Source organism: Janthinobacterium sp. BJB301 (assembly GCF_002735685.1).
Classification (GTDB): Bacteria; Pseudomonadota; Gammaproteobacteria; order Burkholderiales; family Burkholderiaceae_D; genus Janthinobacterium; species Janthinobacterium lividum.
The window spans coordinates 393158-407809 of the sequence record NZ_PDZJ01000001.1 but is presented as its reverse complement, the minus strand read 5'-3'; the positions used below and the strand labels follow the sequence as shown (position 1 = coordinate 407809).

At 66.4% G+C, this 14652-nt stretch carries 10 protein-coding genes; 6 read left to right on the top strand and 4 right to left on the bottom strand.

All coding sequences use genetic code 11. The features are described from left to right. Positions 1 to 26: 26 nt before the first annotated feature. On the bottom strand, positions 27 to 1337 hold the full coding sequence (locus CSQ91_RS01910; protein ID WP_257217316.1) for a sensor histidine kinase: 1311 nt from the start codon (positions 1335 to 1337) through the stop codon (positions 27 to 29). Positions 1338 to 1539: 202 nt separating this feature from the next. On the opposite strand from CSQ91_RS01910, the gene CSQ91_RS01905 reads away from it, so the two are divergent. Then, positions 1540 to 3684, top strand: coding sequence for a TonB-dependent receptor domain-containing protein (locus CSQ91_RS01905; RefSeq protein ID WP_099387214.1), 2145 nt, complete (start codon positions 1540 to 1542; stop codon positions 3682 to 3684). A gap of 62 nt (positions 3685 to 3746) precedes the next feature. On the opposite strand, the gene CSQ91_RS01900 is transcribed toward CSQ91_RS01905, so the two are convergent. Together CSQ91_RS01900 and CSQ91_RS01895 are read right to left on the bottom strand one after the other, a co-directional pair. Further along, positions 3747 to 4415 carry a response regulator gene (locus tag CSQ91_RS01900; protein ID WP_070254154.1) on the bottom strand — a complete coding sequence of 223 codons (669 nt, stop codon included), beginning with the start codon at positions 4413 to 4415 and terminating at the stop codon, positions 3747 to 3749. Between the two features lie 21 nt (positions 4416 to 4436). Further along, positions 4437 to 4808 carry a YajD family HNH nuclease gene (locus CSQ91_RS01895; protein ID WP_034755042.1) on the bottom strand — a complete coding sequence of 124 codons (372 nt, stop codon included), beginning with the start codon at positions 4806 to 4808 and terminating at the stop codon, positions 4437 to 4439. Positions 4809 to 5082: 274 nt separating this feature from the next. Between CSQ91_RS01895 and CSQ91_RS01890 the strand changes: the two genes are divergently transcribed. From CSQ91_RS01890 to CSQ91_RS01880, 3 genes are read left to right on the top strand one after another with little or no spacing between them, the layout of a single operon-like run. Next, complete coding sequence (locus CSQ91_RS01890) at positions 5083 to 8103, top strand: PAS domain-containing protein (protein ID WP_244965437.1); 3021 nt, start codon at positions 5083 to 5085, stop codon at positions 8101 to 8103. A 54-nt stretch (positions 8104 to 8157) separates the two neighbouring features. Next, positions 8158 to 9384, top strand: coding sequence for an exonuclease SbcCD subunit D C-terminal domain-containing protein (locus tag CSQ91_RS01885; RefSeq protein WP_099387213.1), 1227 nt, complete (start codon positions 8158 to 8160; stop codon positions 9382 to 9384). 16 nt (positions 9385 to 9400) lie between these two features. Continuing rightward, the gene (locus CSQ91_RS01880; RefSeq protein WP_099387212.1) at positions 9401 to 13159 is read left to right on the top strand and encodes an AAA family ATPase; all 3759 of its coding nucleotides are present in this window, start codon (positions 9401 to 9403) and stop codon (positions 13157 to 13159) included. Between the two features lie 4 nt (positions 13160 to 13163). Here the strand turns inward: CSQ91_RS01880 and CSQ91_RS28830 are convergent, their stop codons facing one another. Beyond that, positions 13164 to 13331, bottom strand: a complete 168-nt coding sequence (locus CSQ91_RS28830) for a hypothetical protein (protein ID WP_162835746.1) — start codon at positions 13329 to 13331, stop codon at positions 13164 to 13166. Between the two features lie 178 nt (positions 13332 to 13509). On the opposite strand from CSQ91_RS28830, the gene CSQ91_RS01875 reads away from it, so the two are divergent. Both CSQ91_RS01875 and CSQ91_RS01870 read left to right on the top strand, forming a co-directional pair. Next, entirely contained in the window at positions 13510 to 13719 is a 210-nt protein-coding gene (locus tag CSQ91_RS01875) for a hypothetical protein (protein WP_034755039.1), read from the top strand. 60 nt (positions 13720 to 13779) lie between these two features. After that, positions 13780 to 14637 carry a hypothetical protein gene (locus CSQ91_RS01870; protein WP_099387211.1) on the top strand — a complete coding sequence of 286 codons (858 nt, stop codon included), beginning with the start codon at positions 13780 to 13782 and terminating at the stop codon, positions 14635 to 14637. Positions 14638 to 14652 lie beyond the last annotated feature (15 nt).

Here is a 14652-nt window from a genome sequence, read left to right as displayed (position 1 = left end):
CTAAACGCCTTGCCCTGGCGGGACCGTCATGGAAACACGACCGTCACCGCCAGCCCCCTGCCCTGCAAACCTGCGCCGAGGAGGATGTCCGCGCCATGCCGTTCGGCGATGCGGCGCACGATGGACAGGCCCAGGCCGCTGCCGGGCAGCTGCCCGCCGCCCAGGCGCACAAAACGCTCGAACGCGCGCGCGTGCAGTTCCTCGGCGATGCCCGGACCGGAATCGGCCACGCGCAAATAGCTGCGCCCCGCTTCCACGCCGCAGTTGATGACGACACAGCCGGGCGCCGGCGTATAGCGCAGCGCATTATCGACCAGGTTGCGCAGCAACATCTGCAGGCTGTCCGCATGCAGCGCGCAGGGCGCCGGTGCCATGATCACGCTCAGCGACAGCCGGTACGTCGCGGCCAGCGCCTGCCACTGCGCGGCCTGCTCGGCCAGCAGGTCGGACAGGTCCCCCGCGCGCAAGTCGGCCGCCGCGCCCGAATGCGGGTCGAGCTGCGCCAGCGCCAGCAACTGGTTGACGAGGCGCGTGGCGCGCTCCACGCTGACACCCAGGGCTGCAATGAATTCCTCGCGCTCAGCCTCGCTGCGGGCCCGCTGCAGCACTTGCAGATTGGTCTTGATGGCGGCCAGCGGCGTGCGCAATTCGTGCGCGGCATCGGCCGTGAAGCGCTGCTCGTTGTCGCGGCTTTGCCGCACTCTGCCGAACAGGCGGTTAATTTCCAGCAACAGCGGATGCAGCTCGGTGGGTGCGCCAGCCAGCCTGACGTCGGCCAGGTCATCGGGCGTGCGCGCCGACACTTCATCGGCGGACGCCTGCAGCACGCGAAACACGCGGTGGATGCTCCACCAGATGGCGATGGTGGCCAGCGCCACCAGCAGCAGGCCGAACACGGCGATGCGGTAAAAGAAGCCGCGGCTGATATCGTCGCGGTGGCTGGTCGGCTCGGCCACCAGCAGCTGCAGGGTGCGCTGCGGGTCCCACAACGAAAACAGACGCCAGCGCTGGCCGCCAATGAGGGTCCAGGACAGGCCGTCCGGCGCGCTGCGCGACAGGGCGATATCGGACGCCGCGTCATTACGGTACAGCACGCGCTGCTGCGCGTCGCGCACCTTGAACAGCAAATACTGATGGGGATTCGGATGGCCGCGCAGCGGCACGTCGATGGGCCCCGTCAAGCCGTGTTGGCGCGCATCCTTTTCCACCAGCGACAGCAGCAGGTGGCCCGTCTCGATCAGCGACTGGTCGAACAGTTCCTGGCTTTCGCGGCGCGCTTCCACGTACACGATGGCGGCGCTGCCCACCCACAGGGCCAGGGTCAGGCCCAGCAGCACGCCCAGCAAAGTGCGCCGCAGCGACCAGGTTTTCAGGTCGCCGCCAGCCGTTAAGAATCTCTTAAGAACTTCTGCGCAAGATCCGGAGCGAAATATTTTTTGGGAAGCCATGGCTGCAATTGTAAATGATTCTTATTGCCTCAATGATTCCCATTAGCTTGCACCAGCAAAACCAATAACTCATCCACCATCAGGAGTTTGCATGTCCAACAGCACCCGCAGCGCGCGCCTGCCGCGTCCCACCACCTTGGCCCTGGCCTTGGCCGCCCTGTCCTGCCTGCCGGCTCACGCCCAGACGGGCACGCCTGCCAGCATGCCGGAAGTGGTGGTCTCCGCCTCCGGTTTCGAGCAGGATATCAAGCAGGCGCCGGCCTCGATCACGGTGCTGACGCGCCAGGAGCTGTCGAAGGAGCGCTTCGGCAACCTGACGCAGGCGCTGGAAAGCGTGGAAGGCATCGACGTGGGCGCGGCGGGCGACAAGACGGGCGGCATGAACATCAGCATCCGCGGCATGCCCAGCGACTACACCCTGGTGCTGATCGACGGACGCCGCCAGAACGCGGCCGGCAATGTCACGCCGAACGGCTTCGGCGGCACGCAGACGAGCTTCATGCCGCCGCTGGCCGCCATCGAGCGCATCGAAATCATCCGCGGCCCCATGTCGACCCTGTACGGCTCGGACGCCATGGGCGGCGTGATCAACATCATCACGCGCAAGGTGGGCAAGCAGTGGATGGGCTCCGTCTCGGCCGACTACACCTTGCAGGAAGAGTCGGACTTCGGCGACGTGAAAAGCGGCCGCTTCTACCTGAGCGGCCCCATCGCCACCGACCTGCTGGGCCTGTCCCTGCGCGGCAGCAAGCAGCGCCGCGATGCGGCCGACATCCGCGTCCCCAACGCGGCCGGCGCGCAAGTGCCCGCCAGCATGGGCGCCAACCCCGTGCGCTCGGACATCGAGAACTTTGGCGCGCGCCTGGCCTTCACGCCGAACCGCTACCACACCGTCATCCTCGACGCGGACGCGGGCCGCCAGACCTACGACAATTCGAAGGGCCAGCTCGGCACCAATACCGTACAGGGCGGCTACGGCCCGGAACAGAAATACAAGCGCGACCAGTGGACCCTGTCGCACACGGGCCGCTTCGGCTTCGGCACGCTGGACAGCAGCTACATGGTGAACAAGACGGAAACCCTGGGCCGCACGATTCCGCCAGGCACGCCCGGCGCCGTCGCTGGCAGCGCGCGCACCCTGGAAGTGGAAAGCCAGGTGTTCGACACCAAACTGGTCATGCCGTTGGGCAAACACATGGCCACCGTCGGCGCACAATGGTGGAAAGCGGAAATGACGGATGGCGTGGCGCCGAAAAAATTCGAATTCACGCAAAAAGCCCTGTTCGTGGAAGACGAATGGCAGGTGCTGGACAACGTCGCGCTGACCGTCGGCGCCCGTTATGACGATCACAGCATCTTCGGCGGCCAGACCAGCCCCCGCGCCTATGCCGTGTGGAACGCAGCACCAAGCTGGACCATCAAGGGCGGCGTCAGCAAGGGCTACAAGACGCCGCGCGTGGAACAATTGTCGCCAGGAATCAACGGTTTCGGCGGCCAGGGCACGATCCCCCTCGTCGGCAGCCCGGACCTGAAGCCGGAAACGAGCACGACGACGGAAATCGCCGCGTATTTCGACAACCTGGCCGGCTGGACCGCCAGCGGCTCCCTGTTCAACAATCAATTCAAGGACAAGATCACGACGGGCACGGGCCTCGTCAACTGCGACTACCGCCCCTCGCCGAACCGTCCCGGCTGCGTCAGCTTCGGCAACTGGCCCAACGTGGACGCATTTGGCCAATCGGTCAATGTGGATGAGGCCGTCACGCGCGGCGTCGAGCTGAACACACGCTTCCCACTGGGCAAGACCCTGTCGGCCAGCGCCAACTACACGTACACGGAAAGCGAACAGAAGAGTGGCAGCAATGCCGGCAAGCCCCTGAGCGACACGCCCAAGCACACCGTCAATGCGCGCCTGTCGTGGGATATCTCGCGCGAGTGGAACGGCTGGCTGCGCGCCGAGTACCGCAGCGAACGCTTCCGCGATCCGGGCACCTCGGCTTCCACGCGCGCCGCCAAGGCCGCGCTGGGCGACTACAAGGGTTACACCATGTTGCACCTGGGCAGCAGTTATCAGCTGAACAAGCGCGTCACCCTGAACGCGGCCGTGTACAACCTGCTCAACAAGGACTTCATCGACTACCAGCCATACCGCGCACCGGCATTGAACTACGCCAACCGCTATGTCAACAGCCTGGACGGCCGCCGTCTGTGGCTGTCGGCCACCGTCGATTTCTGATGCCGTAACGCGCCATCAGCGTCAACATCGAACGGGCTGCCTCAGGGTAGCCCGTTTTTGTGTCAAGCCGCTTTGGGCTTGTCGATGCAATAACCGATCGCATGCACGGTGCGTATCAAGTCCCGCCCCAGCTTCTTGCGCAGGTGGTGGATATGCACTTGCACGGCATTGCTTTCCACTTCGTCACCCCAGCTGTACAGGTTTTTTTCCAGCTGTTCCCGGCTCAGCACCCGGCCGCCGTGCTCCAGCAGCAGTTGCAGGATGCGAAATTCCTTCACCGTCAAGGTCACGGGCAAGCCCCCTTGCGTCACCTGCCGGTCCGCGATATCGAGCACCAGGTCGCCATGCACGAGGTGCTCGCGCAGGCGGCCGGCGGCGCGGCGGCAGGCGCTGCGGATGCGCGCGGCCAGCTCGTCGAGGTCGAACGGTTTCACGATGAAGTCGTCGGCCCCCGCGTCGAGCCCGGCGATGCGCTCGCCCACCTGGTCGCGCGCCGTGACGACCAGCACGGCGCCGCTGTAGCCATTGTCACGCAGCACGCCCAGCGCCTGCATGCCATCCTGCCCCGGCAAGCCCAGGTCGAGCAAAATACAGCCATAGTCGTGCAGGCGCACGGCCGTGTGCGCGTGTTCGGCGCTCGTGACCCAGTCGACGGCATAGCCGCCCTGTTCCAGGCCGATCTGCGTGGCGCGGCCCAGCTGCGGGTCGTCTTCGGTCAGCAAGATGCGCATGGGGGAAGCGGCGCGGCCCGCTCAGTCCTTTTTCTTGATCAGGCCAGCGAGCGCGGCAAACGGATTGTGCGTGGCGGGCGCCACCTCGGCCGACAGCAGGCCGGCGCCACGGTCCGCTTCCAGGTAGCGCGAGTGCTCATTGTCGTGGCAATACAGGCACAGCAGTTCCCAGTTGCTGCCGTCCGGCGGATTGTTGTCGTGGTTATGGTCGCGGTGGTGCACCGTCAGCTGCTGCACGTTGGCGCGCGTAAATTCGCGCATGCAGCGGCCGCAGACCCACGGATACATCTTCAGCGAGCGCTCGCGGTAGCCGCTCTCGCGCTGGTCGGCGGCGCGGCGCGCTTCGGCCACGATCTTGTCCAGTCTTGCCGCGTCGGGCTTTTTACTCTGCATGACAACTTTCGATATGGGAGGTAGAAGCGCCCATTTTAATGAGGATGGGGTCGCAATTGTACTTTTTCTGCCACGCCGCCAGCCCGTGTCGCCGCCGGCGTGCTTTTTTTAGCGTGCGCGGCACCACAGATACTTGATTTAACGCAAAATAAGGCCAGCGACAGACTACGAACAGACGCTGGGGCAGCAGGCAGCGCGCAGGTCAGCATATTTCGGCTATGATGCGCGCCACGCCGCCCTTCCCCTTTTCCATGACCCTAGCCTGCAAGCGCCCGTGATAGCGATAACAAGACCCCTGCAACGCCTTGCCCGCCGCCTGTACCGTCTCAGCCTGGTACCCCTGTTCGCGCTCATCTTGCTGCTGGCGCTGTGGGCGGCCGTCTTTTACCAGGTTGGCCAGGAGCGGGCCAGCGCCGTGCGCGACGCCGTGGCCGTCAGCCAGTCGCTGGCGCGCACCCTGGCCGACCATACCAGTTTCACCCTGCGCCAGACGGACCACGCCACCCAACTGTTCAAGCTCAAATACGAGGAAACGGACGGTGGCCTGCGCCTGAATGAATTCACGCGCCGCCAGGGCCTGCTCGACAGCGTGCTGCCATCGAAGCTCGAATTGCCGATCGCCCTCATCGACGCGCACGGCAATGTGGTCGACAGCGCTCACGCCTATCTGCCGGAAAACCTGGCCACGCAGGCATTTTTCAGGGCGCTGGCCGCGAATGCGTCCGACACGGCCCTGGTCGACACGCCCATGCTCGATGCCGAGAGCAAGCGCTGGACCATCCGCCTGGCGCGCCGCCTGAACGATGCCCAAGGCCGCTTCGCCGGCGCCATCGTCATCCTCGTCGACCCCACGTATTTTGTCGACGACTACGACCGCCTGAACCTCGATGAACAGGGCGCGCTGATGCTGGTGGCGCGCGACAGCGGGCTGACGGTGGGACGCATCGGCGAGCAATTGATCCTCAGCGACCGCATCGACTTCCGCATACCGGGACCGCCGCAGCACGCCCCCGAAGAACTGCTGATCGAGCCGCCCGTCGACGCGACGTCACGCATCTACAGCTACCACGAGCTGCCGCGCTACCCGCTGCTGGCCGTGGTGGGCGTGAACCGCGCCGTCGCCCTGGCACGCTTCGAACACCGCCGCCTGGTCTATGTCGGCGCGCTGCTTGCCGCCAGCGTGCTCATTGCCGGCTTTACGACCCTGCTGATGCGCCAGAGCGCGCGCCTGCGCCGCAGCATCCGCCAGGCCAAGGAGACGCAGGCCTTGCTGCGCGCGGCGCACCAGGGCAGCCTCGATGCCGTGCTGCTGCTGAAAGCCTGGCGCCCCGCGCCGGGCAAGCCGGTGGAAGATTTCATCTTCGCCGACATCAACGAGCGGGCCGCCGACATGCTGGGCAAGCCACGCTCCGAACTGCTGGGCCAGCGCGTGCTGCAGCAGATGCCGCTGCTGCGCGGCGAGCGTTTTTTCGAGCGCTTCGTGCTGGTGATGGAAACGGGCCAGCCGCTGGAAGATGAATTCGAGCTGCCGCTGGCCTCGGGAGGAACGCGCTGGCTGCGCCACCAGGTGGTGCCGATTGCCGACGGCGTGGCCGTCACCTCGCGCGACATCAGCGCGCGCAAGCACGACGAACTGGCGCTGCAGGACAACCGCAGCTTCCTGCAGTCGCTGATCGACCATTTGCCCGTGCTGGTCTACGTGAAAAGCGCGCGCCCGGAAAATTTCGGCAAGATGGAAGTGTGGAACAAGGCCGCCGAGGATATCACCGGCCACCTGGCCGCCGACGTCATCGGCAAGACCGATTGCCAGGCCTTCCCGCCCGACTTCGGCCTGCACGACGCCGAGGACGACCGCGCCATCCTGGCCGAACGCGGGGTCATCGACCATACGGAAAAACCGCTGCGCCTGGCTGACGGCAGCCTGCGCTACCTGCGCGCCGTCTCCGTGCCCGTGTTCGACGAGCGCCAGCAGATCGAACATATCCTGTGCATCGCCGAAGATATCTCGCAGCGCCGCCAGCAGGAACTGGAACTGCGCCAGAAACAGGCCGAACTGGCCGCCGTCAACGACGCTTCGCCGCTCGGGCTGGTGCGCCTGGACCGCCAGCGCCGCTGCACCTACGTCAACCGCACCTTCGAATCGATCACGGGCTTGCCGCGCGCCGCCGCCCTGGGCGCCGGCTGGACCAGCGCCCTGCACCCGGACGACTATCCGCTGATGCACGTGGCGCTGGAACAGCTCACGCGCAGCCACGCGCCGTTCCAGTCCACCCTGCGCTGCCTGCAGCGCGACGGCAGGCTGGTCTGGGTCTCCGTCAAAATTGCCCCCATCCTCATCGACGGCCGGATCGAAGGCTACGTAGGGACCCTGGACGACATCACCACCTTGCGCGAATCGGAAGTGGCGCTGCTGGAAAGCGAAGCGCGCCTGCGCACCATCGCCGACACCTTGCCGGCCATGATCGCGTACATCGACGCCGACCAGGTCTACCGCTTCCTGAACATCGCCTATGAACGCGAATTCGGCCTGACGGGCCGGCAGGCGCTGGGAAAAAGCGTGCGCGACACCGTGGGCGAGGCGCGCTACCGCACGGTGGCGCCGTATATCGAAAGAGTGCTGGCGGGCGAAACCCTGAGCTTCGAGGAAGAAGACGACAAGGAAGGCATCGAGCGCTGCATGGAAGTGATCTACATCCCGCAGATCGGCGAAGACAAGCTGCAGGTGGTGGGTTTTCACGTGATGCGCCAGGATATCACCGTGCAAAAGCGCGAAAAACAGCGCCTGCTGAAGCTGGCCCAGGTCGATGCGCTGACGGGCTTGTCGAACCGCGCCGGCTTCCAGCAAAAACTCAGCGACGCCATGCACGCGAGCCGCCAGCAGCAGCACCTGATGGCGGTCATGTACATGGATATCGACCGCTTCAAGCCCGTCAACGACACGCATGGCCACGGCACCGGCGACGCCCTGCTGCGCGCCTTCGCCCAGCGCCTGACGCAGACCATGCGCGCCACCGATATCATCGCCCGCCTGGGCGGCGACGAATTCACCATCATCATGGAACAGATCACCCGGCCCGACGACGCGGCCGTGCTGGCGGAAAAAATCGTCGCCGCCATGCAGCAGCCGTTCGAACTCGATGGCATCAGCGTGCGCATTTCCGCCAGCATCGGCCTGGCCTTCTACCGCGACGAAGACATTTCCCCCGCCGTGCTGCTGCAGCGGGCCGACGTGCTGCTGTATCAGGCGAAACAGGATGGGCGCAATACTTATCGCGCAGGCGTGCTGACGGCGTGAGACAGGCGCCATTCCTGCTATATTGGCGCCTGTCCTCCCTACCCTTGCCCCACCATGCGCCTGCTGCACACTTCCGACTGGCATCTGGGCCAGACCCTGCACAATTATGAGCGGGGCTACGAACACCAGCGCTTCCTCGACTGGCTGCTCGACACGCTCGTGGCCGAACAGGTCGACGTGCTGCTGGTTGCCGGCGACGTGTTCGACAACGCCAACCCTTCCGCCGCCTCGCAAAAGCAGTTATATGTATTCCTGCAGCAGGCGCGCGCGCGCCTGCCGGCGCTGCAGCTGGTCGTCGTCGCCGGCAACCACGATTCGGCCGGCCGCCTGGAAGCGCCCGGCCCCCTGCTGGCCGCGCATGGCACGCACGTGGTCGGCCATGTGCTGCGTGGCGACGATGGCCAGATCGACCTGGAACACCTGCTGCTGCCGCTCACCGGCTCCGATGGGCAAGTGCAGGCCTGGTGCCTGGCCGTGCCCTTCCTGCGCCCCGGCGACGTGCCGAGACTGCCGGCCGGCGATACCCAGGATGCCTACCTGGGCGGCATCGCCCTGCTGTACCGCCAGCTGGCGGACCTGGCGCTGGCGCGCCGCCAGCCCGGCCAAGCCATCATCGCCATGGGCCACTGCCATATGGTGGGCGGCGAAATGTCGAACGACTCCGAACGCCGCATCGTCATCGGCGGCACGGAAATGCTGCCGTCGGGGATTTTCGACACCGCCATCGCGTATGCGGCGCTGGGCCATTTGCACAAGGCGCAGGCCGTGGGCGGCCAGCAGCATATCCGCTACTGCGGCAGCCCGATTCCCCTGTCCTTCGCGGAAGTGAATTACCGCCATCAGGTACTCTGCCTCGATATCGACGGCGAGCAATTACGCGAGGTACGCGCCATCGAGGTGCCGCGCGCCGTGCCGCTGCTGCGCGTGCCCGCCACGCCGGCGCCGATTGCCGAAGTGCTGGAACAGCTGGCCGCCCTCGACGTGCCGGACGCGCCGGCCGAAGCACAGCCTTTCCTGGAAGTGCGCGTGCGCCTCGATGCGCCGGAGCCGGGCCTGCGCACGCGCATCGAAACGGCGCTCGACGGCAAGCACGTGCGCCTGGCGAAGATCGAAACATCGAGCGCCGCGCGCAGCAGCTCGCCCGAAAACATGACGCTCGACCAATTGGGCCAGCTGCAGCCCGACGACATCTTCCGCCGCCTGTACCTGCAAAAATACGGCCGGCCCGCGCCGCCCGAACAACTGTCGGCCCTGGCCGAACTGCTGCTGCCTGGCGCTTGAGCACACCTGAAGAACCATGAAAATACTGAAAATCAGCGGCAAGAACCTGGCCTCGCTGGCCGGCGAATTTGAAGTCGACTTCCAGCAGGAGCCGCTCGCGTCTTCCGGCCTGTTCGCCATCAGCGGGCCCACGGGCGCGGGCAAGAGCACCCTGCTCGATGCCCTGTGCCTGGCCCTGTACGACGCCACGCCGCGCCTGCTGAAAGTGCTGGGCCGGGGCAGCGCCCTGCCCGACGTGGGCAAGGAAACCGTCAACGCCCAGGATACTCGCACCCTGCTGCGGCGCGGCACGCCGGACGGCTACGCGCAAGTGGACTTCGTCGGCAACGATGGCGCAAGCTACCGCGCGCGCTGGAGCGTGCGCCGCTCGCGCACCAAAGCCGAAGGCGCGCTGCAAGCCACCGCCATGAGCTTGCACCAGCTGCCAGCGCTGCAGCCCATCGGCGGCACCAAGACGGAAGTCAAGGAAGAGATCGAAAAGCGCATCGGCCTGTCGTTCGACCAGTTTACGCGCGCCGTGCTGCTGGCGCAAAACGAGTTTTCCACCTTCCTCAAGACGGAAGACAATGAACGGGGAGAGTTGCTGGAAACCCTGACGGGCAGCAGCATCTATACCGACATTTCCATGCGCGCCTTCGAGCGGGCAAAAAAAGAAAAGCAGGTCCTCGAACGCCTGGGCGAAAAACTGGCCGACCAGCGGCCCTTGTCGCCGGAAGAACGTACCGATACCGAGGCCCTGTGCAGCGCGGCCGAGACCACCCTGCAAACCATCGACTTGCGCAAGGCGGTGCTGGAACTGCAGCAGCGCTGGCACCAGGAAACGCACAAGCTGCAAAGCCAGGCGACGGCGGCGCAAGAGGCGCTCGATGGCGCGGATGCCGAACGGGCTGCTGCCGAAGAGCGCCGCACGGCGCTGGCGCAGTGGGAATTGCTGCAGCCGGCGCGCCCCTTCGTCGATGACGTGGCACGCCTGGCGAACGACATCGCCAGCAGCGGCGCCGCGCTGGAAACGGCGCGCGCGCAGGCGGCGCAAGCCGTGGCCAGCGAAACGCAACTGGCTGCCGGCGTGCAGCAAGCGGCAGCGGCCTTGCAGGCCAGGGAAGCGGCGCAGCGCGACGCGGCACCGCAGCTCGATGCCGCCAAGGCGCTCGATGCCGGCATTGCCGCCCACTTGTCCGCGCACCGCCAGGCCAGGGAGGCGGCAATGGCGGCAGACCAGGCCAACGAGACGGCGCGCGCCACCTTGCACGATCTGCAGCAGCACCAGCACGCCGTGCAGGCGGAGCAGGAGACGGGACGCCTGTGGCTGGCATCGCACCAGCATTGGCAAGCGCTGGCCACGTCGTGGCAATTGTCGGACCAGCTGTTCGCCCAGGCCGGCCAGGCTGCCGCGCAAGCCGATGCGGCCGACGCCAAGGCTGCCGAAGCGGCGCAGCTGGTGCGCGCGGCAACCAACGCGGGCCACGCGGCGCAAGCCGCATTGACGGCCGCCGCCGCCACGCTCGCCGAGCACGATGGGCAGCGGCGCGAAGCGCTGGCCGCCGTGCAAGCCATCGACGGACAGCTGCTGCAGGAACAGCGCGGACAACTGGAAAACCATGCGCGCCAGTTGAATGCGGCGGAAAAGACGTGGACGGAGCTGGCGCGCCAGCAGCAGGCGCTGGCGCACGGACAAGCGAGGGCCGCCCAGCTGGCGCAGGCCGCGCAGACGGAAAACGCGGCGCTGGCCGCGGCAGCAGCACAAACAGCGCTGCTGGAAGCGAGCCTGGCGCAGGCGGAAAAGTCCTTGAAAGGCGCGGAAGCGGCATGCGCGGCCAGCGTCGAGCAGCTGCGCGCCACCTTGCAGGACGAGCAGCCCTGCCCCGTCTGCGGCGCGCTGGAGCATCCGTACAGCCACGCCGACCACGCCTTGCAGGCGATGCTGGCCAGCTTGCAGGATGAGGTACTGGCTTGCCGCGCGCAGGCGCGCAGCAATCTGGAACGGCTGGCCACGCACAAGGCGGCGCTGGCCGCGACCGCGCGCGAACAGGCGCAGACGGATGCGGAACTGGCCGTCCTGCCGCCCGCCATCGACAGCCTGCACGCGCAATGGCAGCCGCATGCCGATACCCTGCATCTGCCGCCGGAAAACCAGCGCGCGCACTGGTTCGCGCAGCAGTTGACGGCCAATGCGGCAGCCCTGCAAGCGCTGGCGCAGCAGGAGGCGGCGCTGCGCCAGGCCAGCGCGCGGCGCGAGCAGGCGCAGGCGGCGCACGAACTGGCCGGCGCGGAACACGTGCGCTGCACAAGCGCCGTCGCCGAAACGCAGACACGGCTGGCGCAGTTGCAAGCGCAGCAGGCGGCCAGCGTGGACAAGGCGGAGACGTCGCGCAGCGCGCTTGACGGCTTGCTGGCGCAGCTCGATGCCGCGTTTGCCGACGTGGAAGGCGCCGAAGGCTGGAAGGACAACTGGCGCGCCGGCCCCGCCGCCTTCCGCGCGGCGCGCGAAACGGAAAGCCGGCAATGGCTGAAACAGCAGGCGGACCAGGACAATCGCGGTCACGCGCTGGCGACCCTGGCCGCGCAACTGGAAGCGGCGTTGCTGGCCGCCGGCAAGGCACAGCACACGGCGCAGGAAACCCACGCCGCCTTTGCCGCCGCCGACAAACAGCGCACGGCATTGCAAACGGAGCGTAACGCGCTATGGCAGGGTCAGAACGTGGCCGAGGTGGAACACAGCCTGGCTGGCGCCATCGCGCAGGCCAAGGAACTGCTGGCACAGCAGCAAACGGCGGCGCAGTCGGCCAGCCAGCAGCGCACGCGCCTCGATGAAGCATGCGTGCAGCTGGCACAGCGCCTGGCCGCCCTGCATGAACAGGAACGCGGCGCCACCGCCGCCCTGCACGACTGGCTGCAGCAGTTCCGGCAGCGTCACTCCGGCCATGCGCCCGCCACGCTCGACGAGCTGCGCGCGCGCCTGGCCATCGCGCCGGACGCCATGCGCGCCGAACGCGACGCCCTGCAGATGATCGCCGACCGCCACACGGCGGCCGTTTCCGTGCTGGCCGAGCGCCGGCAGCAACTGGCGGCGCATGTGCAACAGCCTCCGGAGGCCCTCGAAATGGACGAGGCCGTGCTGCAGGCGGCGCTCGACGCGCTTGGCGCCGAACGCCAGGCGGCCAACCAGGAAGCGACGCGCCTGCGCCTGGCCATCGCGCAGGACGACGCGCGGCGCCACAGCGCGCAAGCTATGCTGGCGCAGATCGAGGCGCAAGCCGTCATCGAGCGGCGCTGGGCCAGCCTGAATGAATTGATCGGCTCGGCCGACGGCAAGAAATTCCGCAACTATGCGCAGCAATTCACGCTGGAAGTGCTGCTGGGCTATGCCAATGCACACCTGAACCACCTGGCGCGCCGCTACCAGCTCGAACGCATCGACAACCCGAACAATCCGTCGCTGGGCCTGATGGTGCGCGACCAGGACATGGGCGGCGAGCTGCGCTCCGTGCACTCGCTGTCGGGCGGCGAATCGTTCCTCGTCTCGCTGGCCCTGGCGCTGGGCCTGGCCTCGCTGTCCTCGAACCGGGTACGCGTGGAATCGCTGTTCATCGACGAGGGCTTCGGCAGCCTGGACACGGAAACCCTGCGGGTGGCCATGGATGCGCTCGACGGCTTGCAAGCCATGGGCCGCAAGGTGGGCGTCATCTCGCACGTACAGGAAATGACGGAGCGCATCGCCACCCGCATCCTCGTGCAGCCTGGGTCCGGCGGCAAGAGCGTGGTGACGGTGCGCTGAGTCACTAGCGGCTGGCCGGCTCCCGGCACAGTCTGAGCATATCCCAGCCCAGTTCGCGGCGGATCTGCTCGGGGTCGGGCGGGGGCCGGCGCTGTTCCAGCTCCGCTTTCAGCCACTTCCTGACCAGCTCCTTGGCGGGCTGTACAGGCTTTTCCTTGTCATGCTTGTCCATGGTGCTACCTCTTCAATGGCGGTCAGACGACCTCCTATATACGTTCAACGTCACGGCGCGGATTCAGTTGACGTGCGCGTGGCGCAGATGCAACAACGTGTAACGATGGCCGGAGTACGTTAAAATCGCCGCCTTCGCGTAGACGAACTCTACGCCCCGCAACAGTTCAAGGAACCCCATGAAAGCCGCCCGCAGCCTCACCTTCAAGTGCGTAAAATGTCACAAATCCATGCAGGTTTACCTGCAAAAAGTCTCCGCCTGCTCGCATATCCAGCCGTACCAGGGCATTTGCGCATGCGGCGAACTCAAGCGTCACGCCACGGGCCAGGCCGATGCCGTCAAATCCTACCTGGAATCGGCAGACGGTAGCTGGTCGCACCACCACTGATGGTTAAAGAATGGGGCGATATTGCCGTTAATTCGACTATCCTCTCCATTTGAACCGACCATGTCCCAGCTCCCCGCCCTTGCCAGCCGTCAATCCGCCTCGAATACGCTGGCTGGCCAGCAGCCGTCCCGCACGGGCAGCAGCGCCACGGGCCTGGCCGCTTCGCCCCTGATGCAGCGCACGGCGCAAGACGTGGTGGCGCTGTCAAAGAATGGCCTGGACCTGTCGGCCAAGGGACTGTCGCAGCGGACCGATGCGCTGGGCAACGCGACCGTCGACGTGGCGCAGGATTTCCTCTCCACCATGACGCACCAGCTGTTCGGCGACGGCGCCAGCGTCGCCTTCGATTCGGTCGACTTGCAGGCCGGCTCCAGCTTCAGCAGTGGCAGCGCCAGCGTCTCGGGCGCTGGCGGCAGCAGCCGCGCGGCCGCCTTCAGCCTCGATGAAAACGCGCATTTCATCGGCAAGGGCAAGATCACGACGGCCGATGGCCAGACCTTCGACTTCGAAGTGGAAGTGCAATATCAATCGAACATCAGCGCGGGCGTCCTTGAGCAAACGCAGAATGCCGCCGAGGAAGCAGGCTCCGCCGATGACGCAGAGTTGCCCGCGAAAGAGTTGCCCGCCACGCACTTCGGCGGCAATCTGCACGACCTGTTCAAGCTGCTGAGCCAGCAATTGCAAAGCAATCTCTACCAGGGCACGTCCGATGGCGCCAGCGCCAGCGGCAAGGATGACGGCCTGGCAGGCAGCCTGAGCTTGCGCTTGCTCAAGCTGGTACAGCCGGACCATGCCACCGAGACCGCCAAAGCCGACAGGAAAGCCGTGGCAACCACGCCAGAAGAGCAGGCGCGCGCCCGCGCGCTGGCACTCGCCTACGGTACGGACACCGCTGGCAGCACGGCCAGCAACGTATAATGGAAGACGGCCTGC

What these genes read in the sequence shown, in the direction of transcription:
- CSQ91_RS01880 (WP_099387212.1), top strand. Translation starts at nt 9,401, where the DNA reads ATGAAAATACTGAAAATCAGCGGCAAGAACCTGGCCTCGCTGGCCGGC.
- CSQ91_RS01870 (WP_099387211.1), top strand. Translation starts at nt 13,780, where the DNA reads ATGTCCCAGCTCCCCGCCCTTGCCAGCCGTCAATCCGCCTCGAATACG.
- CSQ91_RS01900 (WP_070254154.1), bottom strand. Translation starts at nt 4,415, where the DNA reads ATGCGCATCTTGCTGACCGAAGACGACCCGCAGCTGGGCCGCGCCACG.
- CSQ91_RS28830 (WP_162835746.1), bottom strand. Translation starts at nt 13,331, where the DNA reads ATGGACAAGCATGACAAGGAAAAGCCTGTACAGCCCGCCAAGGAGCTG.
- CSQ91_RS01875 (WP_034755039.1), top strand. Translation starts at nt 13,510, where the DNA reads ATGAAAGCCGCCCGCAGCCTCACCTTCAAGTGCGTAAAATGTCACAAA.
- CSQ91_RS01905 (WP_099387214.1), top strand. Translation starts at nt 1,540, where the DNA reads ATGTCCAACAGCACCCGCAGCGCGCGCCTGCCGCGTCCCACCACCTTG.
- CSQ91_RS01885 (WP_099387213.1), top strand. Translation starts at nt 8,158, where the DNA reads ATGCGCCTGCTGCACACTTCCGACTGGCATCTGGGCCAGACCCTGCAC.
- CSQ91_RS01895 (WP_034755042.1), bottom strand. Translation starts at nt 4,808, where the DNA reads ATGCAGAGTAAAAAGCCCGACGCGGCAAGACTGGACAAGATCGTGGCC.